Here is a 24,094-nt window from a genome sequence, read left to right on the forward strand (position 1 = left end):
GGTTAGACGCGCTGCATGAGCAAGCCCAAGCCCGCCCGCTACCACACGACAAACTGGTCTACCTACAACGATGCGCTCAGGAAGCGCGGGTCACTGCTGATCTGGCTGAACAAGGAGATGGCCTGGCACGCGCCGCATGAGGGACGCCCAGGGCGCCCGCCAGTTTTCTCGGATGCCGCGATCCAGTTCTGCCTGTCGATCAAGGTGCTGTTCAAACTGCCGCTCAGACAGACAGCCGGGATGGTCGCGAGCCTCCTGCGGCTCGCAGGACTGGACTGGCCCATTCCCGACTACTCGACGCTGTGCCGTAGGCAGAAGACCCTCAAGGTGCAGATCCCCTATCGTCGTGCCGACGGGCCGCTGAATCTGCTGGTGGACAGCACCGGCATCAAGTTTCTTGGCGACGGCGAATGGCAGGCCCGCAAGCATGGTGTTCAGGGTCGTCGCCAATGGCGCAAGGTGCATCTGGCAATGGACACTACCACTTCGGATATCCGGGCCGTTGAGTTCACCCCCAGCCGGGAAGGCGACAGCCCCATCCTGCCAGACCTGTTGGGCCAGATCCCCGAGGACGAGGACATCGGCACCGTGACTGCGGATGGCGCCTACGATACCCGCCGATGTCACAGCGCCATCATCGCACGCGGCGACTCGGCAATCATACCGATCCGAAGGAACGGTCGGGCTTGGAAAGAGGACTGCCCGGCTGCCAAGGCGCGCAACGAAACCCTGCGCGCCACACGTCACTACGGCCGGGCGTTCTGGAAACGGTGGACCGGATACCACGCTCGCAGCCGCGTGGAGGCCAAGATGCGCTGCATCAAGTCCTTCGGCGAGCGCATCGCTGCAAGGGACCCCGATCGCCAAACCGCCGAAATCCACATCCGCGTCGCTCTTATCAATCGCTTCAACGCGCTCGGCACCGCCGAGGTTGTTCGCGTGGCCTGAGCCTGAACGGGAAAGGGGCACTCACGTCTCAGGCCGCCTTTCTGCAACAACGCCCGTGCAAAGCGATCATGGGGTCTAAGTCGGCACGTTTCCCTTATGCCGACAAGCTATGAAGCCGCTTTCAGTGCGTAGGGGAGCGCTACACGGCCCCGATCGGGTGATGCTGATCCACCGGTCCAAGACTGGAGCCCTTGCCGGGCGAAACCAACGCATCGCAGATGGTCTCGTCCTCGGCGGACGAGGGTGCTGATGACCATGGCGTTGCTCATGACCCACCGCTGGGCTAGATGCTGCGGGGCTGCGGCCGGTCTTATCGGCGTAATCGGCCAGTTTCGCGGCGACCTCCAGCGTCTCGGGACGCCATTCGGCCTCCAGTATACGGGGATCGGGGCGGCTGGCGCGCGTGTCGGCACCAAGGGCCTCGCCGCTGCGGTACTTGCCCGTCAGGATGCCGCGCGCCAGCGGGCTGCAGCAGACGGTGCCCAGCCCAAGGTGCCGGGCAGCGGGGAAATGCTCCACCTCCGCTTTGCGGTTCACCAGGTTGTAGAGCGGCTGGCTGGCGACCGGCCCCTGGATCCCGGCTTCGCGGACCAGCTGCGCCACCTCCATCAGCCGCCAGACCTTGAAGTTCGAGACGGAGAAATAGCCGATCTTGCCCTCGCGGATCAGGTCGGCGAAGGCCAGCACCATCTCCGCGAGAGAGCCGCCGAAGTCGACTTTGTGCATGTGGAGGATGTCTATGTAGTCGGTTCCCAGCCGCTTCAGGCAGCCGTGTCGCCCCTCGCGGATTCATTTGCGCGGCATGCCGCCCCGGTAGGGGCCCGGCGCGCCGAAGGGGTTGCCGACCTTGGTCGCCAGCACCCTGTGATCCCGCTCTGCGGCGATGGCGCGGCCCACGACACGTTCACTTTTGCCCCCGTTATAGAGTTGGCGGTGTCGATGAAGTTCACCCCCGCATCCCGTGCGCGGTGGATGATCCGGGCAGAGGTGGCCTATTTTGTGGCGCCGCCGAACATCATCGTGCCGAGGCAGACGGGAGAGACCTTGAGGCCGCTCTGGCCCAGGCAGCGATGGTCCATGGCGATCACTGCGGGATCACGGCGGTGGTGGCGATTTCCACGAGGTATTCGGGCTTCACCATCTCCAGCTTGACGCAGAAGCGCGCGGGCAGGAGGTTGGGGAAATAGCTCACGTAGATCTCGTTGAAGGCGTGGTAATCGGCCAGGTCGCGCAGGAAGATCTGGTTCATGACCACGTCTTCCATCCGCGCCCCTGCCGTTTCCAGCACCACCTTGATGCTGTCCAGCACGCGGCGGGTCTGGACCTCGATGGCGCCCGCGCCGACGAGGCTGCCGTCGTAGGGATCAAGGGACAGCATGCCGGCGACGTAGACGTGGTTGCCGGCCTTGATGCCCCAGTTCAGGTGGTTCAGCCCGGTGGCGGTCTTGCCGATCGCCCAGCCTTCGGGGTTGATCGGCTGGTTCATCTTGGTGGTCATTTCGGGATCCTCGGGTGGTCTTGAAAGGGGTCAGGCGGTTGGCAGGGCCGACAGGAAGTCGAGCACGATCCGGTTGAAAAGGTCGGGCCGCGTCTCGGACAGGCTGTGCCCGCCGGTGGGGACGATCTGCAGCGCGGCGCCGGGAATGGCGCGGGCCAGCGCCTCGGAGTGGTAGGGCGGTGTCAGGATGTCGTCGCGGGCACAAAGGACCAGCGTCGGCGTGGTGATCCGGTCCAGCAGGGCGCTGGCGTCATGGGCCATGATCGCGTCGATGCGGGCCAGAACGACCTCTTTCGCGGGGTAGCCGGGCGCTGCGGCCAAAAGCGCGGGCGAGAGGCTCGCGGCCTGCGCCCGAACATGATCGGGCGGATAGATGAACAGCGCGCTGCCATGCACGTATTCCTCGATCCCGGCGCTTTCCAGCAGGGCGCGGCGCATGCGGAAGCACCAGTTGAAATGGGCATCCGACCGGGGCCAGGTGGCGTATTGCACCATGCCGCGCAGCAGGTCCGGGTGGCAGGCGGCCAGATGCTGGCCGATGGCCGCGCCGGTGGAATGGCCCACCAGCAAGGGGCGCTCAAGGCCCAGATGCGCGATCAGCTCCTCCAGGTCATGGGCCAGCTGCGGCACGGAGTAGGGCGGGGCGGGATGATCCGACGCGCCTGCGCCGCGCTGATCGTAGGTGATGACGGTGTAGTGCCGTGCAAACTCCGCCACCTGCGGGGCCCAGTAGGCGCCCACCCCGCCCAGGCCTGAGACCAGGACCAGCGGCGGCCCCTCGCCCGTGACCTCGTAGGCGGTGCGCAGCCCGTTCAGCGTAACCTCGGGCATCGGATCACGCCGCCTGGGAGGCTTGAAGATCCTCCCAGAGCTGGATGAATATCTCGTTGTAGCGCGGGTTGGAGCGCAGGGCGACGGGATCGCGTTCCGCGCGGGGGATGTCGACGACCAGCTCGCGCATCACGGTCGAGGGGCGCTGCGTCAGCACCACGATCCGGTCGGCCATGGTGATCGCCTCGCCGATGTCATGGGTGATCAGGATCGCGCTCTTGCGCTGTTCGGCGATGATCCGGGCGACGTCGGTCTGCAGCAGGGTCCGGGTCTGGAAATCCAGCGCCGAGAAGGGTTCATCCAGCAGCACCACCGCCGGATCGAAGGCGAGGGTGCGCATGATCGCCACCCGCTGGCGCATGCCCCCCGACAGGGTCGCGGGCTTGGCGTCCTCGAACCCTGCCAGTCCGTAGGCCTCGATCAGGCGGCGCGCGGTGACATAGCTTTCGGATTTTGGCACGCCGCGGATCTCGAGGCCCAGCACGACATTGTCGATCACGCTGCGCCAGGGCAGCAGCAGATCCTTCTGAAGCATGTAGCCAACGGAGTGCCCGTCCGTCTCCGACCCAATGGTGACGCTGCCTTGGCTTGGTTCAAGAAGGCCCGAGATGATGTTGAAAAGCGTCGTCTTTCCGCAGCCTGAGGGGCCGATCAGAGCGACGATCTCGCCGGGGGCGAGGGTAAAGCTGATCTCGCCGATGGCCTGGACGGGACCGGAGGGCGTGGGGAAGGTCATGCCTACGCGATCGGCAGAAAGGATGGCGGTCTGGGTCATTGGACAAGCTCCCGTGTCAGGCTGTCGTAGAAGGTGGCAAGCGCCGCCTCGAAGGTGTCGGGCGCGGTGTGGCTTGAGGCATGGCCGCCCCAGGGCAGCAGCTCGAACGCGCCGTTGCCCAGTCGCGCGGCGAGCCGCTCCGAAGCGGTCCACGGCACCAGCATGTCGTCCCGGGTGGCCAGGCACAGCACCCGGGACGCGACGCCGGCGAGGGCCGCATCCGAGGGCGCAAAGCTGCGGAAGGCCTGGATGCGCGACAGCAGGTCGTCCTTCACTGGCATATGCGCGGGCGCATGGGCGGCGGCGCGGCGCATCTCGCCATCGCGCTCCGAGATCCAGGTGGCCGGGTAAAGGAAGATCGGCTGGGCATCGACATAGGCCTCAAGCCCGCTTTTCGTCAGTAGCTCCGTGCGCATGTCGAAGCAGCGGCCCACATGGGGATCGGGCGCACCCCAGCCGTTGACGATCACCAGGCTTTTCACCAGCTCGGGCGCGTCAATGGCCAGTTGCAGCCCGGTGATGCCGCCGATGGCGTGGCCCATCACATGGGCGCTTTGCGCGCCCGAGGCACGGATCACCGCCCCCATGTCGGCGGCGAATTCGGCCACGCTGCGGGGGCCTGCGGGGCGGGTGCTGGCCCCTGTGCCCGCGTGATCGTAGGTGATGACGCGGAAGCGCCGGGAGAGGTCGTCGATCTGCGGCGTCCAGTAGCCGCCCGTGCCGCCAAGGCCCGAGGACAGGATCAGCGTTTCGCCCTCTCCGCGCACCTCGTAGGACAGGCGGATGGTGCCGTTGGTCGTGGTAGGCATGGTCTTTCCGTTCGCTTCAGGACTTCAGGAGGCGCCGTTCGCACCAGTCGATGGCGGCGTACATCAGCAGCGCGACGATCATCAGCGCAGCGATACCCAGCCAGACGGAGTTCAGGTCATAGAGGGTCCCGGCATAGGAGATCATGTAGCCAAGCCCGCTGTTGGAGGCGATGTATTCGCCCACCACCGCGCCGATCAGGGCAAAGCCCACGTTCAGCCGGAATGCCGAGACGATCCAGGGCATGGAGCCAGGCACGATCACCGTGCGCCAGGTCTTGAACCGAGAGGCCCCCAGCGAGCGCATCAGCTTGACCAGGTCGTCATCAACCTCGCGCGAGCCCTGCTGGGCGGCGATCATCGCGACGATGAAGGTGATCAGCGAGGCCAGTGCGATCTTCGACCCCAGCCCGATGCCAAACCAGATGATCACCAGCGGCGCTAGCGCGATCTTGGGCAGGCCGTTCATCGCGATCATGTAGGGCCGCAGCACCGCAGACCCCACCGGCGTCAACCAGAGAGCAAGCCCCAGTACGCTGCCCGAAATGGTGCCGATCAGGAAGCCCGCGATGGCCTCGAAGGCCGTCAGGGCGCTGTCGCGCAGCAGCGATCCGTTGGCGATCAGTTCGGCTGCCTTGGCGAAGATGCCGGAGGGGCGGCCGTAGATGTAGACCTTGATCCACTCCATCGCGATGGCGACTTCCCATAGGATCAGCAGCCCGGCCAGAAGTCCCACCTGCCAGGCCAGGATCACCGCCGGACGGGGCAGGGCCTGGCTCCAGCGGCGGGGACCGGGACGCACCGTGGGGCGGGCGGGCGCAGGTGCGCCCGTTCCGGTGTCCGCAAGGCTCATTTCGGCCCCCTGAGATGCGCGATGGAGGCGATCTCGATCCGCGCCTCGGGCTTGGCCAGGCCGACCTGCACGCAGTAGCGAGCGGGCTTGGTGCCGGGGAAGTACTCGGCATAGACTTCGTTGATCGCCTTGTAGTCCTCCCAGTCGCGCAGGAAGACGTGGTTGAAGACGACATCTTCGAACGTGGCGCCGGCTTCCGCCAGGATGGTGCGGATCGTCTCGAAGACGTGGCGGGTCTGGGCGGCGGCATCCTCGGGGAAGACGACGTTGTTGTCGGCGTCAAAGGCAAGGATCCCGGCGGTATAGACGATATTGTCGGAGAACATCCCCGGAGAGAACGGACCCAGCGGCGGGGCGGTGTCTTCGGGGATCAGGACGCGGTCATTCATGGGCGGAACCTCCGGCAGTGGTCTTGGCAAGGTAGTCGGTGAATTCTCCGGTGGTGGAGACCCAGCCGAAGAACTTCTCGGTGTTAAACAGCGTCGCGTCGTGGATTTCCTGGGGCCCGATCTGGTTGCAGGCGTCGTCCAGAAGCACGGCGAAATATTCCAGGTGGAAGGCGTCGCGCAGCGAAGTCTCGACGCAGACGTTGGTGGCAATGCCGCAGAAGACGATGTTGCGGATCCCGTGTGAGCGCAGCACGGAGTTAAGCTGCGAATTCCAGAAGCCGGAGTAGCGCCCCTTGGGCACAACGATATCGGCACCCTGCGGCTGCAGCTCATCGACCAGCGCATAGTCCCAGCCGCCCTTGGCCAGCAGCGTGCCCTGCAGTTCGGGCTTGGCGCGCATCAGCTTGAGGGCGTTGGATTTCCAGTAGTTGGGCGATTTCGGGCCGCCGGCTTCCTTCTGCTCCGGGTCCCAGCCGTTCTGCAGGAAGACGACCTGCATCCCGGCCTCGCGCGCGGCCGTCACCGTGGTGACGATATTATCGATCACGCTGCGCGCGCCGGAGATGTCGAAGCCCTGCAGGTCGACGTATCCCCCCGGAGAGGCATAGGCATTCTGCATGTCGACCACGACCACCGCCGTCTCCCTGGGGTCCATGCCCAGGGGTTCGGGGCGGGCGATGATCGCCGGGGCATCCTGGTCCCCTGCGATGATGGTGGGTGCTGCATCTTTCATGGATCAGGCTCCGAATTGGGCGGCCGCCGCTTCTGCGAAGGTCATGTCGGTCATCTGGGCGTAGGGCAGGCTTTCCTTGATCGATCCGCCGCCCAGCTCGAGGTCCATCGCGCTGTTCCATTCCTCTTCCGAGATGGTGGGAACGGTGGGGATCGCGACGTTGGAGGAGAAGAAGTTGGCCGTGGCGCTCTTCATGATCTCGGGCGAGACCTGCGGGAAGAAGTCGGGCTGCACGGCGGTCAGCAGCGAATGGTCCTTGTGCATTGCGGCCATGGCTTCGGCCAGAGCGTTGCAGAAGCCCTGCATCGCCTCGGGATTCTTGGTGATCGCTTCTTCCGTCGCCATGGCCGTGGTGAAGGAGGTGGGCCCGATCACGTCGGCCAGCGACAGCACCGGCTCCAGCCCGAAGTCCTGCACGCCAACCGAGACGTCCCATTCGAAGGCGGTCGCCACATCGGCGCGTCCATCCTTGACGGCGGTTGCCTGGGCGCCGGCGGGCAGCTCCAGGAAGGTGACGCCGGCCTCTTTGGGGGTCATGCCGAGCGCCTTCTTAATGGCGTAGGTCGGCACCTGAATGGTAGAGGACGGGAACTTCAGCGTGGCGATCGTCTTGCCCTTCAGATCCTCGATTGAGGAGATGCCGGAGCCGGGCTTAGCAATCGCCCACATGGAAACGCCACCGACGATCTTGGCGATGTTCTTGATCGAGGCGCCTTCGCGCGTCGCGTTCACCGACATGCCGGGGCTGGTCACCCCGATCAGCGAGCGGCCCGACAGCAGCATCGGCACCGGAAGGGAGATCCCGCCGGCCGAACTGATCTGCACGTCGAGGCCGTTCTTCTGGTAGAGCCCCATGTGGGCGGCCACGTAGAGCGGGGCGTACATCGCCAGCCGTGCGGCCTCTGAGACCGAGACTATGGTGCCTGCCGCGAAGGCCGGCAGCGAAAGCCCGGTTGCGCCTAGGGCGGCCCCGGCCGCGCCCGTCTTCAGAAAGGTCCGTCTGTTGAACATGATCGTTATCCCTGTGGTCTGCGCCCTGTTTGCCACCGCATGGCCGGGCTTCATGACCTCAGGGTTCGGATCTGCCTTTTGATTGTCAATTTACGGTAATTCGATATATATATTGGAAATGTCGATCAATGATGTGGATCTCAAGCATTTACGCCTGTTTGCCATGGTCGCGGAGACGCTGAACTTCTCCCATGCCGCTAGGGCAGCGGAGCTATCCCAATCCACCGTGAGCGGAATAATCAGGCAGTTGGAGGACGAGCTCGGCGTCAAGTTGATCGACCGGACCACCCGCCGCGTCGCCCTCACCCGGATGGGAGAGGAGTTCCTACCCGGCGTGCGCCGGATTCTCTCGGATGTGGACCGGCAGATGCAGAGCATGCGGGATCTGCGCGATCTGGATGGCGGTCAGGTGCATATCTCCTGCGTGCCCTCGGTCGCGATGAGGTTGGTGCCACGTGTAATCAACAGACTGCGTGCTACGCACCCCAACGTTGGTGTCAAAGTCTCGGAGGTGCCGCGTGGCCAAACCATGGAGATGGTGCGAACCGGGGAGGCCGACCTGGCCGTGGCCAACGAACCGCCTGATTTGTCGGAACTGGAAAGCATGCCGATCATGCGCGATGTCTTTGCGCTTGTTATGCGGCGTGATCATCCCCTAGCGATGCAGGATAGGGTGACTTGGGACGAGGCTGGCAATGCGGGACTTGTCATGATGGCGGCTCGCACAGGCATCCGGCTGGAGATCGAGCATGGTTTGCCGGCGGGAATGTTGCGAAACAAAGTGCGTTATGAGGCCGTAAATCCTGCCACGCTCCTGTCGATGGTCTCCCATTCTATCGGCGTTGCTCCCCTACCATCGCTTGCCTGGCCTGCGCCCAGCGATCCGGTCTTGACGGTGCGTCCACTAGACGGCCCACACGTTGAACGACAGCTTCACCTCATCTGGCGGCTCGACAGATCCCTGACACCCGCTGCCACCCTTTTTCGACACTTGGTCGTGGAAGAGGCTAAATCTGTGGGTGGTGACTTGCTATCAAAATGAGAAGTCGTACTGGAAAAGCGAAGACACTAAGGAACGCATCCAGACACCAGGCCTCCTTGGTCCATCAGTCGGCGTTCCGAGCAGACCGAGAACAGGATCTGCAGAAAGTGCGGGGCCACTGGTGAGCCTCAAGCTGTCTTCCCTAGTCTCACTTCCTCCCGAGAGACTGAAAAGGCCTACGGTGTCATGCACCGCAGGCCTTTTCTATCCAAGCAGGATCTTCCGATTGGACCTGAGCTGGCATGCACTCCGGCTTAGGTCCTAGATCACGCCTTCCTCCGCTCCAGATCCTGGGGCGCGAGGTATTCCGCCTCGGTCTCGTAGCGCGCGAAGCCCAGGCCGAAGCTCATTGCGGTGAACCAGAGCTGCCAGGACACCTTCGTGTGGTCCTCTTCGCCCAGAATGCGGCGCCCGGAGGTCGGGTTGACCCCGATGACATTCCAGCCCCACCGCCGGGCATTGTGCCCGTGCAGCGCCGCCGCCGCGTCGACCATGAGGCGCAGATAGCGGGTGTCCGGGACGGGCACGAGCTTCGAATTGAAGGCCATGATCTCCTGGTAGACGGCTTCGACCTGCGCATCCGACGGCGCCGGATCCCGCTCGGGATCGTAGAGGTGCCATTGCCCGGCCTCCTCGATGGCAGGCCACGCGAACACCGCATCCACAAAGGTTCCGCGTTCAGAACGCCGCGCTCAGGCTCAGATTGAACCGGACGGGCGTTGTTGCAGAACTCAGCCGGTGAAGGATTCACATCGGGAATCCATGCGGTTAGACGCGCTGCATGAGCAAGCCCAAGCCCGCCCGCTACCACACGACAAACTGGTCTACCTACAACGATGCGCTCAGGAAGCGCGGGTCACTGCTGATCTGGCTGAACAAGGAGATGGCCTGGCACGCGCCGCATGAGGGACGCCCAGGGCGCCCGCCAGTTTTCTCGGATGCCGCGATCCAGTTCTGCCTGTCGATCAAGGTGCTGTTCAAACTGCCGCTCAGACAGACAGCCGGGATGGTCGCGAGCCTCCTGCGGCTCGCAGGACTGGACTGGCCCATTCCCGACTACTCGACGCTGTGCCGTAGGCAGAAGACCCTCAAGGTGCAGATCCCCTATCGTCGTGCCGACGGGCCGCTGAATCTGCTGGTGGACAGCACCGGCATCAAGTTTCTTGGCGACGGCGAATGGCAGGCCCGCAAGCATGGTGTTCAGGGTCGTCGCCAATGGCGCAAGGTGCATCTGGCAATGGACACTACCACTTCGGATATCCGGGCCGTTGAGTTCACCCCCAGCCGGGAAGGCGACAGCCCCATCCTGCCAGACCTGTTGGGCCAGATCCCCGAGGACGAGGACATCGGCACCGTGACTGCGGATGGCGCCTACGATACCCGCCGATGTCACAGCGCCATCATCGCACGCGGCGGCTCGGCAATCATACCGATCCGAAGGAACGGTCGGGCTTGGAAAGAGGACTGCCCGGCTGCCAAGGCGCGCAACGAAACCCTGCGCGCCACACGTCACTACGGCCGGGCGTTCTGGAAACGGTGGACCGGATACCACGCTCGCAGCCGCGTGGAGGCCAAGATGCGCTGCATCAAGTCCTTCGGCGAGCGCATCGCTGCAAGGGACCCCGATCGCCAAACCGCCGAAATCCACATCCGCGTCGCTCTTATCAATCGCTTCAACGCGCTCGGCACCGCCGAGGTTGTTCGCGTGGCCTGAGCCTGAACGGGAAAGGGGCACTCACGTCTCAGGCCGCCTTTCTGCAACAACGCCATGTTGGGAACATAACCTGAAGATCCATCACTGCCCCGTATTGTCTAAAAGGCGAGTTCCTTGTAACGAAGCGACAAGGTGCCGGGCACCTGCCGCCTGCGGACGCGAGTCACGGTGAAGCCCGGAGCGAGACGACATCTCACCCTCGAAGCATTTCGCAGGTGGGTAATGCAGGCCCCCTCCAAATTCGAAATGCCTCTCAGGAGGAGTGAGCGATGTCTGTCGGACGCGCTACCAATACGCTTGAAAATCCTTTTCTGACCCTGCCGGTCAGACGACTTTTCTGGGCCAACGCCCTTCCCATGGCGGTGGTCATGTCGACCAGCGGCCTGCTAAACGTGGTCGACGGCATCTTTGTAGGACGGTTCATCGGGGCTCAGGCCCTTGCTGCTGTCAGTCTGGCATTTCCGGTGGTCATGCTGTTGACGGCATTGACCACCCTGACAGGTGGCGGCATGTCGAGCCTTCTGGCCCGGCACCTAGGCAAAGGGTCGCGACCCGAGGCGGAAGCCGTTTTCGCGGGAGCGCATGGGCTTGCCCTCGCTCTGAGTGCGGCCTTGCTGCTCAGCGCGCTGATATTGGGCCCGGGCATTGTGTCGTTTCTCGCAGCCGGAAATGAACCTGTCGCGGCGCCAGCAAGGGCGTATCTGCTGATCCTGATCTTGGGAGCGCCTGTGCAGTTCGGTCTAGGGCTGCATGCTGATGCGCTACGCAACGAAGGGCGATCAGGGCACATCGCGGTGTTATCGGTGATCGTGAACCTGCTGAACGTCGCTGCAAACTACATTGCGATCGTGCTGCTTGATCTCGGCATTGCTGGGTCGGCGATCGGCACGGTCGCAGCGCAGGCACTTGGCCTGATGCTGCTTTTTCTGGTGCGGAGCCGCGATCCCGCTCTTTTGCCGCTTGGTGTGCTCCGGCAGGCAAGCTGGCTGACAGCATGGCGGCAGATCCTGTCTTTGGGCCTGCCGCTCAGCCTGAGCTTCATCGGAATGGCGCTCGTGGCCAGCACCGTGCTTTTGGCCATCGGTAACACCGCCGCAGATCATGGAACCTATGTCGCAGCTTACGGAATTGTGACGCGTATTCTTGGCCTGGCCTTCCTGCCGCAGATGGCCATCGCATTGGCCACCCAGAGTATCACCGGAAACAACATCGGCGCAGGCCGAAAGGACCGGGCGGTCGCGGCCCTGAGGCTCGCTATCGGGTGCGCGCTCTTCTGGTGCCTGGGCGTGACACTGGCAGGAATGCTGGCAGGCGAAACGCTCGGCGCAGTGTTTTCCGAAGATCAGGCAGTGATCACGGCAGTTGGAGCCATCATACGCCCGATGATGGCGCTCTATGCCGTATCCGGGCCGATCCTTGTGGTTGCCATGCATTTCCAGGCTATGGGGCATCCGCTGCGAACCGCGGCTCTCACCCTGATCAAGCCCTGGGTTCTGACGCCAGCGCTTGTCGCCCTGCTGAATGCTCACTTCGGGATCCAAGGCATCTGGCTTGCGTTTCCTGTCGCAGATGCCGCTCTGCTTCTCGTGACTCTGACGATGGTTTTTCGGGGCCGCGTATTCAACGCAACCCTCACCACATCGCACTCCACGGAGGGAACATGACACAGCCATCTCTTGATACCGTCAAGGCGCAGGCAAAGGCTCTCCGGCAGGCACTGCAAGCCGGGGGCACTGTCATCACTCATGCGCAGGCCCTTGAACTGATCGCCCGGCAACACGGGGCACGAGACTGGAACACGCTGCATGCCCGGCTCACTCAGCGGAATGCACCACCCGAACTTGCCCTTGGTGATCGGGTGGCTGGGTCTTATCTAGGCCAAGCCTATACCGGCGAAATCGTTGCCTTGTCGGGGCCTGCCGGGCACCGGCAGGTGGACATCAAGCTCGACCAGCCGATTGACACCGTTCGGTTCGAAAGCTTTTCGAACTGGCGTAGCAGGATTCGTGGAACTCTCGACATTGAAGGGCGCAGCCATCGCAAAACATCGGATGGCTCACCGCAACTGATCGTTGAAAAGGCGCCGCCCTGATCTTGGGCGTGTGAGATGCAACTTCTGTTCGATCCAGAGTGTGGCTGGGTATTAGGCAGCGCGGCGATCGGCCGCTTTGTCCGCGGAGCCGACCTTGGCGTGCCAGGCCTTGCTGCACGACGCCTTGGATGACCGGTTTGGGGAAGCTGCACTGCAGCAGAGCCAGCTTGGCGAACGGCAGGAGAGGGCCGTCTCTGCCGGGCAGCCCCACTTGCCTGGGTGTCCAGGCCGCCACACCGCCGCATGACCGGTTCGAGCCCTGCTTACCAATGCCGCCGCGCCGCATCTCGCAGGTGCAGAAAGGCGGTCCTGATAATCCGGCCCATTGCGGCCATTCACACACCCACACCCCAACGTCCGAAGTGCGATATTCCGCTTGGTTTTCCGCTACAATGTCCGGGGCCATCAGGGAAACATCAACACTGGTCAGAAGCTGCCAATGCAGGTATCCTCAACCAAAACACGAGGCGAGCATGGCACGCGGTGAACTGGTAAAAAAAATGCTTGCGAGCTATGGCCACGAGGAAGAGTTCCGCGCGGTTGTCGAGCAAATTATCTCCGAAGAGGAGAAGAAGAACAATCGCGTGTTGGCGCGCAGCCTTCGAAAAACGTTGGACAATATCGGCACTGCAACGCGGTCTGCCGCCGGCCTTTCGCGCTTGGTGCCATTCCCGGATGAGGCCAATGACTTCATCCAGCGAATGGAGCCGGCGCACGGCCCTCAGGATATTCTGCTGTCTCCGGAGAACACTGAGCTCTTTCTCGGTCTGATCCGGGAGTTCCGGCAGGCAGACCGGATCAGGCGTCACGGATTGCCAGTGCGATCTAAGCTTCTTTTCTGCGGGCCGCCGGGGACCGGCAAGACCCTGTGCGCCGAAGTCTTCGCCAACGAGCTGGGACTGCCCTTCTTTCATGTCCGGCTCGACAGCCTGATTTCCTCTTATCTGGGCGAGACCGCGACGAATATCCGCAAGACGTTTGAATTTGCCCGCCGGCAGCCTTGTGTACTGTTTTTCGATGAGTTCGATGCGATTGCCCGCTCCCGTGAAGAGGCCGGCGAACACAGCGAACTCCGCCGCGTGGTCAACAGTCTGCTGATCTTCATCGAACAGATTCAGCCGGGCGGCTTTCTGATTGCGGCAACCAATCTGGACGGACATCTCGATCCGGCTGTGTGGCGGCGGTTCGATGAAATCGTCTGGTTCGATGCGCCGGACGCGGCGATGGTGCGCAAGTATCTGGTTCATGCTTTCCGCAATGTCCGGGCGTCGTTCGATCCGGTCGGTTATGCCGAGCAGCTTCAGGGGTATTCCTATGCGGACCTCGAGCGGGTCTGCGTCCAGGCAATGAAGCTGTCGGTCCTCGGCGGCAACAAGGCAGTTTCGGACAAGGACTTCCGTGAAGCGATGCGGGATGCGAGGCGACGGCTGACTCGCAAACAGAAGCTGGAAGCGCAGGCCGGGGAGTAGGTCGTGCCGCGTCATCAGCATCTGCCGCTGCTGCGGCTGCCGGAGACGATGGAACGGCGAAAAAACGGCTTTCCCGGGCCGACACCATCCCGCGATGGCGGCTATGGTGGCCGCGTTCGCAGGCAGGTCGAAGAAGCCGTCCGGACCCAGCAGGAAAGCCGGCCACTTCAGTTCGTTGATCCTTCGCTTATCCTGCGGGTGCAAATGCAGGGGATGCTGCTCGAAGCGGACTGGGAAGCGCTCGGACTAACGCTTCTGTCCAGCGACGAAGACCGCAACATTGTCCTGTTCTCATCCGAGGGCGATCTCTCCGCGTTTCTGCAACGGCTCGAAGCCTATGACGGGCCTGTTCCGGAAGGTCAGCGGGGAAGACGCTATGAAGGATTCGTCACGCGGATCGAGAATGTCGGCACACTGACGCCCCGCGACCGGCTCGGTGTCCGCCTCAGGGAAGCCGGTTTCAGCGAAGCTGATGACTTGGTAAGCGACGAGGTTTACACAGTCGATATTGAGCTCTGGGACTTTGGCGGACGGCCTGCACGGGAACGCAAGGCCCGGGAAATCGAGGACTTCATCATCGGCAGCGATGCGGAAGTCTTCGATGTCTACATAGGTCCGTCGATTACCATGATGCGAGTACGGGCTCCCGGACGGGTGCTGCGGCCGCTTCTGGCCGTGCCCGAGGTCGCATTCATTGATCTGCCGCCGGAGCCGGACCTCGAAGCGTCTGACTTTGTGCAGATGACCCTCGAGAACGCACCGGAGATTCTGCCGCCGGAAGCCGGCGCTCCGGTCATCGGCGTGCTGGACAGCGGTCTCAATGAACATCCGTTCCTAGAGGGGATCGTCGCAGAACGAAGAGCTTTCCCGGCTGAACTCGGAACCGCCGATGTCTGGGGCCACGGCACGCGGGTCGGGGGCGTTGCCCTGTTCGGCGACCTGAGAGACCGGCTGCGGAACGGAAGGCTGCAGCCAGTCGGGCGACTGGTTTCCGCGAAAGTGGTGCAGGACAACGGTGACTTTTATGAGCGCCGGACGCTCCCGCGTCAGATGCGCGAGGCAATCACTCAGCTGCACCGGGACTATAACTGCCGCATTTTCGTCATCTCGCTTGGAGACGTCCGTGCGCGTTACGAACCCGGTCGGGTCGGTCCCTGGGCGGCAACGCTCGATGAACTGGCACGCGAACTCGACGTGCTGATATTCGTGTCCGCCGGCAACCGTGCCCCGCGTGGCGGATCGTCAGTCGAGCAGGCCATCACGGAATATCCGGCATATCTGCTCGAAGCGGCGAACCGGCTCTGCGAACCGGCTGGAGCCAGTAACGTCATCACAGTGGGGGCACTGGCCAACGGGACCGGTCTCGGAGCAAGGCATGAACGGGATGCCCATATCCGGCCGATCACTCAGGCACTCGAGCCTTCTCCCTTCTCCCGCTCGGGCCCCGGCGCGGGAGGTATCCGCAAACCCGATTTCGCTGACATTGGCGGAACGCTGGTTTTTGACGCTCCCTCAGCCAGTCTGCAGTCGGCACCGCAAATTCCGGAAGCCGGCGTCATTACGCTGAACCATGAATTCACCAGGCAGCTCCTGACAAGCGGTAAGGGAACCTCCTACGCCGCGCCGATGCTCGCCAACAAAGCTGCGGAACTCCTGCGGCTGTTCCCAACAGCTTCCGCAAACCTGATACGGGCACTTCTTGCGGGGGCATCCAGCGTCCCCGATGCATGCGCCCGCCGTCTGGCAGGTATGGATGCGGCCGACCAGGCACGTGTCTGCGGCCTCGGGATGGTGGACACGCTGCGGGCCGCCTATTCCGACGATCACCGGGTGATCCTGTATGCGGAGGACCGTCTGAGCATCAACCATTTCGCGGTCTATCGCGTGCCGGTGCCGCCGGAGTTTCAGGGGAACGGCCGCAGAACCATCCGCGTCTCTCTGGCGTTCGATCCTCCTGTCCGGCGGACCCGAGCAGAGTACATCGGCACGAAGATGAACTTCCGGCTTCTGCGCGGCTGTCCCTCCGCCGAAGTGTTCTCTCACTTCCGCTCGAGAACGGCGGAGGAAGGTGATCCGCCGGACATTCCGAACAGGTTCAAGTGCGGCCTCGAGCCCGGTCCGAACAGCCGGGACGGGCAGACGCTGCAAACCGCAGCGAAGACCTTTGTCCAGGACACGGCAAGCTATGGCGATGAATATTATCTCGTAGTCCGTTGCGCCGGCGGCTGGGCCGAGCCGCAGGAAGTCGCCCAGAATTTCGCGATCGTGGTTGAGCTAGAGCACCAGTCTCCCATCCAGCTGTATGCAAGATTGAGACAGCGAGTGCGGGCATAAGAAGCCCGAAGAAGTCGGGAGCTTGCCAAGGCAAGTCACGCTTGCGAGCTTTTTGAAAGCAGACGTTCGCGCGATCAGCAGCGAAGGTCGGCTCTCCGCCCCTCCAGCAAAACGTCTCGCAAGCGCGGCACAGATCGAGGCGTTGCAGCGAATGGCAGGAAGGTCCGCACAGCTGACCTTGGCGTGCCAGAACATGCTGCACGATGCGACCGATGGCCGGTTTGGGGAAGCGGCGCCGCAGCGAGGCCGAACCTCGCGAAGGTCCGGAGAGGGCCGCAAATGCCTTTTCGCGGGGCAGTGGGATGCGGGTTGAGGAAGGTCCGCTGCCTTCGATACTCAGGCCATCGAAACATAAACATGGTTATGAAATTTGGCATCCTATCCCACTAGACTCGATGCATGGTTTCAGATCGAAGGCCTGTGACAACACCCTTGCACGAGGAGGCGCAGGTGCGGGTAAAGGTTGTCGGGCGAGGAGCCGCGGTCGATGAAGATCGATTCACTTCCGCGTGTGCGGGGAACAGAGCGCATAACGGACCGTGCTGGCAAAGCAGATCGGTTCATCCCCGCGTGTGCGGGGAACAGTCTTCGTGCAGAATATTGATCTACCGAGGTTTTCTCTTTTTCAAAGAATGTACCGTTCCACATGGACCAGTTGGTGACCTCTTGCTAGCCCGGATCCAGGGTGAAGCGAACCAGTTTCAGGCCATAAAGGCCCACCGGCACGCGGCGGTTTTTGCCGGCCGTTATGAAATCATATCCCTGATCGCTCGGCGCCTTCCAGATCAGAACTGCATCGCCCTCCTCTAGCCCACCGAGGACCTGATCCCAGATCATCTCTCGCGTGCGGCGCGAATAATCGCCGGACCGCCACGGTTTTGCCCGAGGCTGATTGTCGTTAGTTACGCGGCCATGGCCCAACCGGCCACCAGAACCGATGGCATCCTGTCGGTTAGCCGCTCTGCGCTCTGGCGCACCACCAGCGCACGTTCGGAGGTGGTAGAATCGGGCCGCTCCGACACGATACCCAGCCAGTTTCGATAAGCCCCGTTCAAACCAGAAGCGATCCGAAGACAACCTCTATGAACTGCCGAAGCGGCACATCACTCTTCTCCGTCCGCATCCGTAGCAGAGCCCCTTCCCAACTGTTCAGAAGAAACTCGGCCAACAGTTGGGCTGGCTGGCGGCTGGCGATGACGCCCTCCTCCTGCGCCTTACTTATGCATGCTTCGAACAATCCGCTCCACGTCTGGAAGTGGACTGTGAGGCTATCGCGGATGGTGTCGCTGTGGTCCGCCATCTCCAGGCTAAGATTGCCCATCAAACACCCGCGCACATAGCCAGCGTCCTGAAACGTCTGGACTCTCTCGTCGAAGTATCGCCTCAACCGCTGTAACGGCGGAATGGTGTCATCTTCGAGAATGCCGCGCAGCTCTTCGAGACCACTCCCAAAATAGAAATCGACAACCTCCTTTCCGAACGCCTCCTTGCTCTCAAAGTGATTGTAGAACGAGCCTTTAGGCACCCCGGCGGCGTCCACGATTTCCTTGATTCCGGTAGCCGCATAACCGTTCTCATGAAGCATGCCTACGCCCACACGGATAAGGTTATCTCGCGTGTTCGGATTGGGCTTTGGACCCCGTCGAGCTTGTTTGTTCTGCGCTGACATCAGGTGCTTTCCCCCGCTATATGACCGGTCATCTTGAGATCTGATTGAAAGAGGACTTTGTCAAGCATGAGGATCCATGCAGCGGAAGGCCGGAATCCTTTGTCTGCATCATAGCTACGACAGAGCCGTACCCCAGGGCGGGCTTGACAATTATAAGACGACCGGTCAATTTATATTCAGGCGCCGCCGATGAGTCGTCCTCTGGCGGACATCTCCTGATCCGCACCTCACATGCGGCCAACTACTGAAAAGGGTCCCTTCGATGTCTTCTCCTTCGCTTTTTTCGCCCCTTCGCATCGGTCGCTACGAGCTTTCCCATCGCGTCGTCATGGCTCCACTCACCCGCATGCGCGCGGGCGCGGGTATGGTGCCCAGTGAGTTTGCAGCCGAATATTATGGCCAGAGAGCATCGGCCGGCGGCCTGATCATCTCTGAGGCCACTCAGGTCGTTCCCGAGGGGCAGGGCTATCCGCAAACGCCCGGCATCCATTCCCAGGAACAGATCGCAGGCTGGAAAAAGGTGACCGATGCCGTTCATGCCAAGGGCGGGCTCATCTTCCTGCAGCTCTGGCATGTCGGCCGCTCGTCGCACTCGAGCTTCCAGCCCAATGGGAAATTGCCGGTCGGGCCCTCCGCTATCGCCATCACCGACCAGATTTCGTTGACGCCGGACTGGAAACAGGTCCCCTACGAGACCCCGCGCGCGCTGGAACTGGATGAAATCCCAGGGATCATCGAGGGCTATCGTCAAGGCGCCAAAAACGCGATGGCCGCCGGTTTCGACGGGGTCGAACTTCACTCTGCCAACGGTTACCTGATCCAGCAGTTCCTCGACGACAAGTCGAACAAGCGCACCGACATCTACGGTGGCTCCATCGAGAACCGCACCCGTCTGCTTGTCGAGGCTACCAAAGCATTGATCGAGGTTTGGGGCGAGGACCGGGTCGGCGTCCGGCTCTCCCCCTTCGGGACATATAACGATGTCGGCGACAGCGATCCGATCAGCCTCTATAGCTTTGTCCTGTCGCGCCTGAGCGAGCTCAATATCGCCTATGTCAGCTTCATCGAAGCACGGGCCGACGCCGGAATGGCCATCGACACGCCGCAAGGCGTCGATCAGCTTCGTCCCTTCTGGCACAAGCCACTCATTCTCGCGGGTGGGTTCACCGGAGAGTCTGCTGACGAGGCCATTCGTTCGGGGCGGGCCGACGCCGTAGCCTTCGGTCGTCAGTTCATCGCAAACCCCGACCTTCCGCACCGGCTCGAACTGAAGGCGCCGCTCAACAAGTATGACCGCTCGACTTTCTACGGCGGCGGCGCCTCTGGCTATGTCGATTACCCGGCACTCGATGTCGTTCAGAAGGCCCACTGACGGTTCATGACGTGACAAGACCGGGCGCGCTCCGAGCCCGGCTTTCCAACTCGCTTGCTCTATAGAATGGAATTCCGAACATGAAAGTTGTCGTTTTAGCGGCCACCGGCCAAGCTGGACGGACGATCCTCAGCGAGCTCATCAGCCGTGGGCATGAAGTCGTGGCCGTGGCGCGTAGCCCGGAAAAGTTTCCGCGCAGCATCGAATGCATTCGCGATGACCTCGGCAGCGCTGATCGCATCGCTGAGATCATCGCAGGAGCTGATGCTGTCGTCAGCGCATATGGACCTCCGAAAGACGACCAGCGCTTCTTCTCTGACGTTGCCTACACAGATATTCTGGCCACCATGGCAGAGCGGTTCATCACTGCGGTTCGCACAGCCGGCGTACCTCGTTTGCTCTTTGTAGGCGGTGCAGGATCCCTTGAATTCTCCCCTGGGGTGACCGTGCTGGATTCCGGTCACTGGCCTGAAATGCTATTTCCTATCGCGAAATCCCACATGAAGGCTTTCGCGGCACTAAGGTCCTCCGAAATCAACTGGACCTACTTCAGCCCCCCGATGAAAATCGAGCCAGGCGTCCGCACAGGAAAGTTTCGTTTGGGGGATGACGCCGCGATCTTCGATGAAGATGGTAGGAACTGGATTTCCTTCGAGGATTATGCAGTCGCTCTGGTCGATGAACTTGAAGCGCCTGCCCATGAGAGGGCGCGCTTTACGATAGGATACTGACGAAGCATCTATCATCGCGGACGTTCGGCCCAATCTAGCTTGGGGCAACCCTCAAACCGAGGGTTGCCGAATAAAAGTAACTGGTGTTTCCGCCCCACGCGTGTTCAGCTTGACGGGGTGAAGTTCCATGGCAGGAGCTCGTCGATCCGTCTGGCCGGATGACCGGCGGCGATCGCTTCGAGGATCGCCTTCAGATAAGCGAAGGGTTCCACGCCATTGACCTTCGCGGTGGCGATCAGGGAGGCGATGCGACCGTCGTGGAGGAAGGTCTGCAGTCCGCCCCAGTGGCGATGGATGTAGGTCAGCTTTTCACCCAGCCGCGACTTGGCCGAGATACGCAGGCGTTGTGCCTGCAGCCAATCACCGAACTCGGCCACGAGGGGCACGCTGCGGGTCTGGCGGGCCGACAGGCGCTGACCGGGGCCCATGCCGCGGATCTCGGCCTCGATGCGGTAGAGCTCGGCAATCCGGCGCAGTCCCTCGGCAGCGATCTCGGATCCATCCCGGTCGAAGACCTCCTTCAGCTTCCGGCGACCGTGTGCCCAGCAATGCGCGACCGTGATCGGCGCGCCGCCCTTGCGGGAGGGGCGCGTCAACCGATCGTAACCGGTGTAGCCGTCCAATTGCAGGATTCCGTCGAAGCCCTGCAGGATCTGTTCCGCGTGCGCGCCTGCGCGGCTGGGATGGTAGGTGAAGACGACACCGGGCGGATCCTCTCCGCCCCAACCGCGGTCATCACGCGCCAGAGCCCAGAGGTAGCCGGTCTTGGTCTTGCCCCGACCGGGGTCCAGCACTGGGGCGGTGGTTTCGTCCATGAACAGCTTGGTCGATCCTTTCAGGTGTTCGGTCAGCCGGTCGACCACGGGGCCGAGGTGGAACGCGGCTGTGCCCGCCCAGTCCGCCAAGGTGCTGCGGTCGATCTGGATGTCGGAGCGGGCAAGGATCTGGCTTTGCCTGTAAAATGGCAGGTGGTCCGCGAACTTGGACACCAGGACGTGCGCGATGGCGCCCTCGGTCGGCATCCCGCCTTCGATCAGCCAGGGCGCTGCGACAGCCTGAGTGACCCCGTCCGTGCAGATCCGACAGGCATACTTCGGCCGGATGTCGACCAGCACGCGGAGCTGCGCCGGGACGATGTCGAGGCGCTCTGTACGATCTTCGCCGACCCGGTGCATGCGACCGCAGCCACAAGGGCAATCGAGGCTCGCCGGTTCGATGACGCGCTCAATGCGCGGCAGATCCGCAGGCAGATGGCCGAGGTTGCGCTGACGCGTTCGGCGCGGCGTCGTGGTGGACGGCGCAGCCTGCTCCTTGCGGGTCTCGGTCTCGGCGATGGCCGTTTCCAGGTCCTCGAAGGCCAGCTGCCGGTCGTCCTCACTCAGCTTCTCGGAGCGTTTGCCATGCACGACATGGTTCAGCTCGGCCACGAGATGCTCCAGCCGCCGGTTCGCGTCCTTCAGCGCATCACGCTCCTGCAGCAGCGCCAGAACAGCGGCGCGCTGGCTCTCGGGGATCGCGGACAGGTCGATGGGCGAGGCGCTGGACATGGCCGGATGATACCGCGCTTCAGGCCGTACTGCGCGGATATTCCCCAGGCCGAGTCACTCTGCCACAGCCGGACGGCGCACTTCCAGCGATCGCACCCGGCGCCAGTCCAGGCCTGCGAACAGGGCCTCGAACTGCGCCCGGTTCAGCGTCATGGCGCCGTCGCGGATGGCAGGCCAGGTGAAGGTGCTTTCCTCCAGGCGCTTGTAAGCCATGACCAGACCGCTGCCGTCCCAGAACAGGATCTTCAACCGGTCAGCCCGCTTTGAGCGGAAGACAAATACCGTCCCCGTGAAAGGATCTTCGGCCAGCGTGGACTGGACCAGCGCTGCGAGCCCGTCATGGCCTTTCCGAAAGTCTGCCGGCTTCGTCGCCACCAGGATCCGCACGCCCTGAGACGGCATCAGCACGGCGTCATCCCGAGGGCATGAACAATCTCCGCGATGCGGACCGCAGGCGTGTCATGCGCCAACTCGATCACGACGCCGCCATGGGCAATCCGGATCGGGGGCAGAACAGGCCCTGCCTCATGCGTCCCAACATCTTCGGCAGGATCGCAGACCACGAGAGGCGAGAAGACCGGTTCGTCGGGAGCAGCGGCGGGCAGCACCAGCTTGCCGTCCTTCGCAAGCCGTCGCCATGCCGAAAGCTGATTGGGACGGATGCCGTACCGCTCGGCCACGGAGTTCACAGTCACGCCGGGCTTCAGCGTTTCCGAAACCGCACGGGCCTTGGCCCCATCCGGCCAGCGCCGATGACCCGAGGCATGGACCTCGACGCCCAGAGAATTGAGAAACGATCTGATCGCGCACATTGCGAAACGCACTCCCCATCATGAGATGCGTATCACTTCGCAATCGACGCCACACACGGCAACGTGGGCTACAGACACCGGTTACGATGAAAATGCCACGCACTCGCAGTCATAGCGACTAGATGTCGCCACCAGCGCTAGCCTGTTCGCGGCGCAGCCTCACCCGGGCGCCGAACGTGCGGATCGGGTCGGGCGGAACCCAGCTCGGACCTTTTGCAGACGTCAGGTAATGCAGGTTCGAGCTGCCGATCCCGTGAATGAAATCTGCCATGTAGTATCCAAGATAGGTGCCCTTTGCGACACCGACGCCGTTGCAGCCGCTCAGCGCGAACAGGTTTTCTCCCAGTTTCTGGAAGAGTGACTGATGGTTCAGGGTCATGTTGAGCATGCCCCCCCAGGTGAACTCGAAGGGAACACCAGACAGGCGCGGGAAGCGCGCCTTGTAGGATTTGCGGTGTTGCGCAATGGCCTGGCGCAGGCCATCGGGGTGCGCCTGCAGGCTGGGTTCGAAATGCAGCACGTTGCGCACGAAGATCCGCCCGTCCGAAGTGTATCTGACGGTGGTTCCGGCAGAATGCGCCGATGTCAGCCCCCAAGGCTCTACTCCGGCGAAATTCTCCTCGATCTGCCTGTCACTCAGCCGCTCGGTCAGACTGGCATAGGTGAAAATCGGTGCGAACCGCTGATGAACCAAGCCGAACTGTTCGGTGAATGAGTTGACGGCATGGACAAGAGTTTTCGCCTGGATGGTTCCGCCAATCGTGCGCAGAAGATGGGGCGCCCCATAGACGCATTCGACGACCGGACTTTTTTCGAACAGTGTCACCGACTTCGGTAGATTCTCGGCAAGCCCGCGGATCAAGGAGGCCGGATTTATCAGCACGTTCCCCGGCGTATACACTGCAGCGCGATAATAATCGGTGCCAAGTCGCTGCGAAAGTTCCCGCCGATCCAGGCGATCATGCTGGAAGCCGCAATCCTTCAGGGTTGATGCGAAATGGTCCAGCCCCTGAAGGTTGCGTTCTTCATGGGCACACATGTATTTCCCGGCGTCGTGCCAGCTGCAATCGATCCTGAAATCATCCTTGAACTTGCGCAGCCGATCGATGGCAAAAGTATTCAGCCCAAACAGACGCTTATCATTTTCGACGTCCGGCGGGGTGCCGTCCAGATTGTGAGGCACATCAATGACGAAGCCGGCATTGCGACCGGACGTCCCCTCGCCGACCCTCAAAGCATCGATCAGTGCGATTTTGGCGTTCGGATCGATTTCGGCCAAGCGAGTAGCAACAGCGACGCCGGTATACCCGGCACCGATGATGGCGATGTCAAAGTCATGATCCCCAGTCAGACGCTTGCCAATATGTTTATCACGGCCAGGCGACGTCTCAAGCCAACCGAGAGCACCGTCAATCTTAGGAAATTTTGTAATCTTAGTCATTTATGCCTCCAGACTTCGCGCCGAAAT

Annotated in this window: 25 protein-coding genes; 9 read left to right on the forward strand and 16 right to left on the reverse strand. The window is 62.4% G+C overall.

Going from position 1 to position 24,094, the window contains the following annotated elements:
- The first annotated feature begins 15 nt into the window (after window positions 1-15).
- Window positions 16-948: an IS5 family transposase gene (locus AC2ITM_RS23790; RefSeq protein ID WP_486466467.1), complete on the forward strand. Its 933-nt coding sequence runs from the start codon at window positions 16-18 to the stop codon at window positions 946-948.
- Window positions 949-1,023: 75 nt separating this feature from the next.
- Here AC2ITM_RS23790 and AC2ITM_RS23795 read toward each other — a convergent pair whose 3' ends face one another.
- The 9 genes from AC2ITM_RS23795 to AC2ITM_RS23835 form a co-directional block, all read right to left on the reverse strand.
- Window positions 1,024-1,674, reverse strand: a complete 651-nt coding sequence (locus tag AC2ITM_RS23795; protein ID WP_486470676.1) for an aldo/keto reductase — start codon at window positions 1,672-1,674, stop codon at window positions 1,024-1,026.
- 358 nt (window positions 1,675-2,032) lie between these two features.
- Entirely contained in the window at window positions 2,033-2,434 is a 402-nt protein-coding gene (locus tag AC2ITM_RS23800; RefSeq protein WP_486470826.1) for a Rid family hydrolase, read from the reverse strand.
- Between the two features lie 42 nt (window positions 2,435-2,476).
- The gene (locus AC2ITM_RS23805) at window positions 2,477-3,277 is read right to left on the reverse strand and encodes an alpha/beta fold hydrolase (protein ID WP_486470677.1); all 801 of its coding nucleotides are present in this window, start codon (window positions 3,275-3,277) and stop codon (window positions 2,477-2,479) included.
- Window positions 3,278-3,281: 4 nt separating this feature from the next.
- Window positions 3,282-4,052, reverse strand: a complete 771-nt coding sequence (locus AC2ITM_RS23810; RefSeq protein ID WP_486470678.1) for an ABC transporter ATP-binding protein — start codon at window positions 4,050-4,052, stop codon at window positions 3,282-3,284.
- Entirely contained in the window at window positions 4,049-4,861 is an 813-nt protein-coding gene (gene rutD, locus AC2ITM_RS23815) for a pyrimidine utilization protein D (protein WP_486470679.1), read from the reverse strand. The genes AC2ITM_RS23810 and rutD overlap by 4 nt, the downstream gene beginning before the upstream one ends.
- Window positions 4,862-4,877: 16 nt before the next feature.
- A complete protein-coding gene (locus tag AC2ITM_RS23820; protein ID WP_486470680.1) occupies window positions 4,878-5,711 on the reverse strand; it encodes an ABC transporter permease in 834 nt (277 codons plus the stop codon).
- Window positions 5,708-6,100, reverse strand: coding sequence for a pyrimidine utilization protein C (gene rutC / locus AC2ITM_RS23825; RefSeq protein ID WP_486470681.1), 393 nt, complete (start codon window positions 6,098-6,100; stop codon window positions 5,708-5,710). Before rutC ends, AC2ITM_RS23820 begins: the two co-directional genes overlap by 4 nt.
- A complete protein-coding gene (locus tag AC2ITM_RS23830) occupies window positions 6,093-6,833 on the reverse strand; it encodes an isochorismatase family protein (RefSeq protein ID WP_486470682.1) in 741 nt (246 codons plus the stop codon). The genes rutC and AC2ITM_RS23830 overlap by 8 nt, the downstream gene beginning before the upstream one ends.
- A gap of 3 nt (window positions 6,834-6,836) precedes the next feature.
- Window positions 6,837-7,844 carry an ABC transporter substrate-binding protein gene (locus tag AC2ITM_RS23835; RefSeq protein ID WP_486470683.1) on the reverse strand — a complete coding sequence of 336 codons (1,008 nt, stop codon included), beginning with the start codon at window positions 7,842-7,844 and terminating at the stop codon, window positions 6,837-6,839.
- Between the two features lie 118 nt (window positions 7,845-7,962).
- Between AC2ITM_RS23835 and AC2ITM_RS23840 the strand changes: the two genes are divergently transcribed.
- The gene (locus AC2ITM_RS23840) at window positions 7,963-8,886 is read left to right on the forward strand and encodes a LysR family transcriptional regulator (RefSeq protein WP_486470684.1); all 924 of its coding nucleotides are present in this window, start codon (window positions 7,963-7,965) and stop codon (window positions 8,884-8,886) included.
- A 266-nt stretch (window positions 8,887-9,152) separates the two neighbouring features.
- Here the strand turns inward: AC2ITM_RS23840 and AC2ITM_RS23845 are convergent, their stop codons facing one another.
- Window positions 9,153-9,551, reverse strand: a complete 399-nt coding sequence (locus tag AC2ITM_RS23845) for a hypothetical protein (protein ID WP_486470685.1) — start codon at window positions 9,549-9,551, stop codon at window positions 9,153-9,155.
- A gap of 116 nt (window positions 9,552-9,667) precedes the next feature.
- Between AC2ITM_RS23845 and AC2ITM_RS23850 the strand changes: the two genes are divergently transcribed.
- From AC2ITM_RS23850 to AC2ITM_RS23870, 5 genes are all read left to right on the forward strand, one after another.
- Window positions 9,668-10,600, forward strand: coding sequence for an IS5 family transposase (locus AC2ITM_RS23850; protein ID WP_486466497.1), 933 nt, complete (start codon window positions 9,668-9,670; stop codon window positions 10,598-10,600).
- 269 nt (window positions 10,601-10,869) lie between these two features.
- A complete protein-coding gene (locus AC2ITM_RS23855; protein ID WP_486470686.1) occupies window positions 10,870-12,264 on the forward strand; it encodes an MATE family efflux transporter in 1,395 nt (464 codons plus the stop codon).
- Window positions 12,261-12,692: a glyoxalase superfamily protein gene (locus AC2ITM_RS23860; RefSeq protein WP_486470687.1), complete on the forward strand. Its 432-nt coding sequence runs from the start codon at window positions 12,261-12,263 to the stop codon at window positions 12,690-12,692. Before AC2ITM_RS23855 ends, AC2ITM_RS23860 begins: the two co-directional genes overlap by 4 nt.
- Window positions 12,693-13,165: 473 nt before the next feature.
- Window positions 13,166-14,161, forward strand: coding sequence for an AAA family ATPase (locus AC2ITM_RS23865; RefSeq protein WP_160897104.1), 996 nt, complete (start codon window positions 13,166-13,168; stop codon window positions 14,159-14,161).
- A gap of 3 nt (window positions 14,162-14,164) precedes the next feature.
- Window positions 14,165-16,495: a S8 family peptidase gene (locus AC2ITM_RS23870; protein ID WP_311136201.1), complete on the forward strand. Its 2,331-nt coding sequence runs from the start codon at window positions 14,165-14,167 to the stop codon at window positions 16,493-16,495.
- Between the two features lie 669 nt (window positions 16,496-17,164).
- Here the strand turns inward: AC2ITM_RS23870 and cas2e are convergent.
- Both cas2e and AC2ITM_RS23880 read right to left on the reverse strand, forming a co-directional pair.
- Window positions 17,165-17,572, reverse strand: a complete 408-nt coding sequence (cas2e, locus tag AC2ITM_RS23875; RefSeq protein WP_486470688.1) for a type I-E CRISPR-associated endoribonuclease Cas2e — start codon at window positions 17,570-17,572, stop codon at window positions 17,165-17,167.
- Entirely contained in the window at window positions 17,547-18,164 is a 618-nt protein-coding gene (locus tag AC2ITM_RS23880; protein WP_486470689.1) for a TetR/AcrR family transcriptional regulator, read from the reverse strand. Before AC2ITM_RS23880 ends, cas2e begins: the two co-directional genes overlap by 26 nt.
- 262 nt (window positions 18,165-18,426) lie before the next feature.
- Between AC2ITM_RS23880 and AC2ITM_RS23885 the strand changes: the two genes are divergently transcribed.
- Both AC2ITM_RS23885 and AC2ITM_RS23890 read left to right on the forward strand, forming a co-directional pair.
- Window positions 18,427-19,536 (forward strand): alkene reductase, encoded by a 1,110-nt coding sequence (locus AC2ITM_RS23885; protein WP_486470690.1) that lies wholly within the window; start codon window positions 18,427-18,429, stop codon window positions 19,534-19,536.
- 80 nt (window positions 19,537-19,616) lie between these two features.
- Window positions 19,617-20,267, forward strand: a complete 651-nt coding sequence (locus AC2ITM_RS23890) for an NAD(P)-dependent oxidoreductase (protein ID WP_486470691.1) — start codon at window positions 19,617-19,619, stop codon at window positions 20,265-20,267.
- A gap of 104 nt (window positions 20,268-20,371) precedes the next feature.
- Here AC2ITM_RS23890 and tnpC read toward each other — a convergent pair whose 3' ends face one another.
- The 4 genes from tnpC to AC2ITM_RS23910 all read right to left on the reverse strand — a co-directional run bounded on the left by tnpC (window position 20,372) and on the right by AC2ITM_RS23910 (window position 24,067).
- Complete coding sequence (tnpC, locus tag AC2ITM_RS23895) at window positions 20,372-21,814, reverse strand: IS66 family transposase (protein ID WP_486470692.1); 1,443 nt, start codon at window positions 21,812-21,814, stop codon at window positions 20,372-20,374.
- A gap of 54 nt (window positions 21,815-21,868) precedes the next feature.
- Window positions 21,869-22,216, reverse strand: coding sequence for an IS66 family insertion sequence element accessory protein TnpB (gene tnpB, locus AC2ITM_RS23900; protein ID WP_486470827.1), 348 nt, complete (start codon window positions 22,214-22,216; stop codon window positions 21,869-21,871).
- On the reverse strand, window positions 22,216-22,638 hold the full coding sequence (locus AC2ITM_RS23905) for a transposase (RefSeq protein ID WP_486470693.1): 423 nt from the start codon (window positions 22,636-22,638) through the stop codon (window positions 22,216-22,218). Before AC2ITM_RS23905 ends, tnpB begins: the two co-directional genes overlap by 1 nt.
- A gap of 106 nt (window positions 22,639-22,744) precedes the next feature.
- Window positions 22,745-24,067, reverse strand: a complete 1,323-nt coding sequence (locus AC2ITM_RS23910; protein ID WP_486470694.1) for an NAD(P)/FAD-dependent oxidoreductase — start codon at window positions 24,065-24,067, stop codon at window positions 22,745-22,747.
- Between the last annotated feature and the right edge of the window lie 27 nt (window positions 24,068-24,094).

The organism is Pseudooceanicola sp. NS-SX9 (assembly GCF_057380705.1).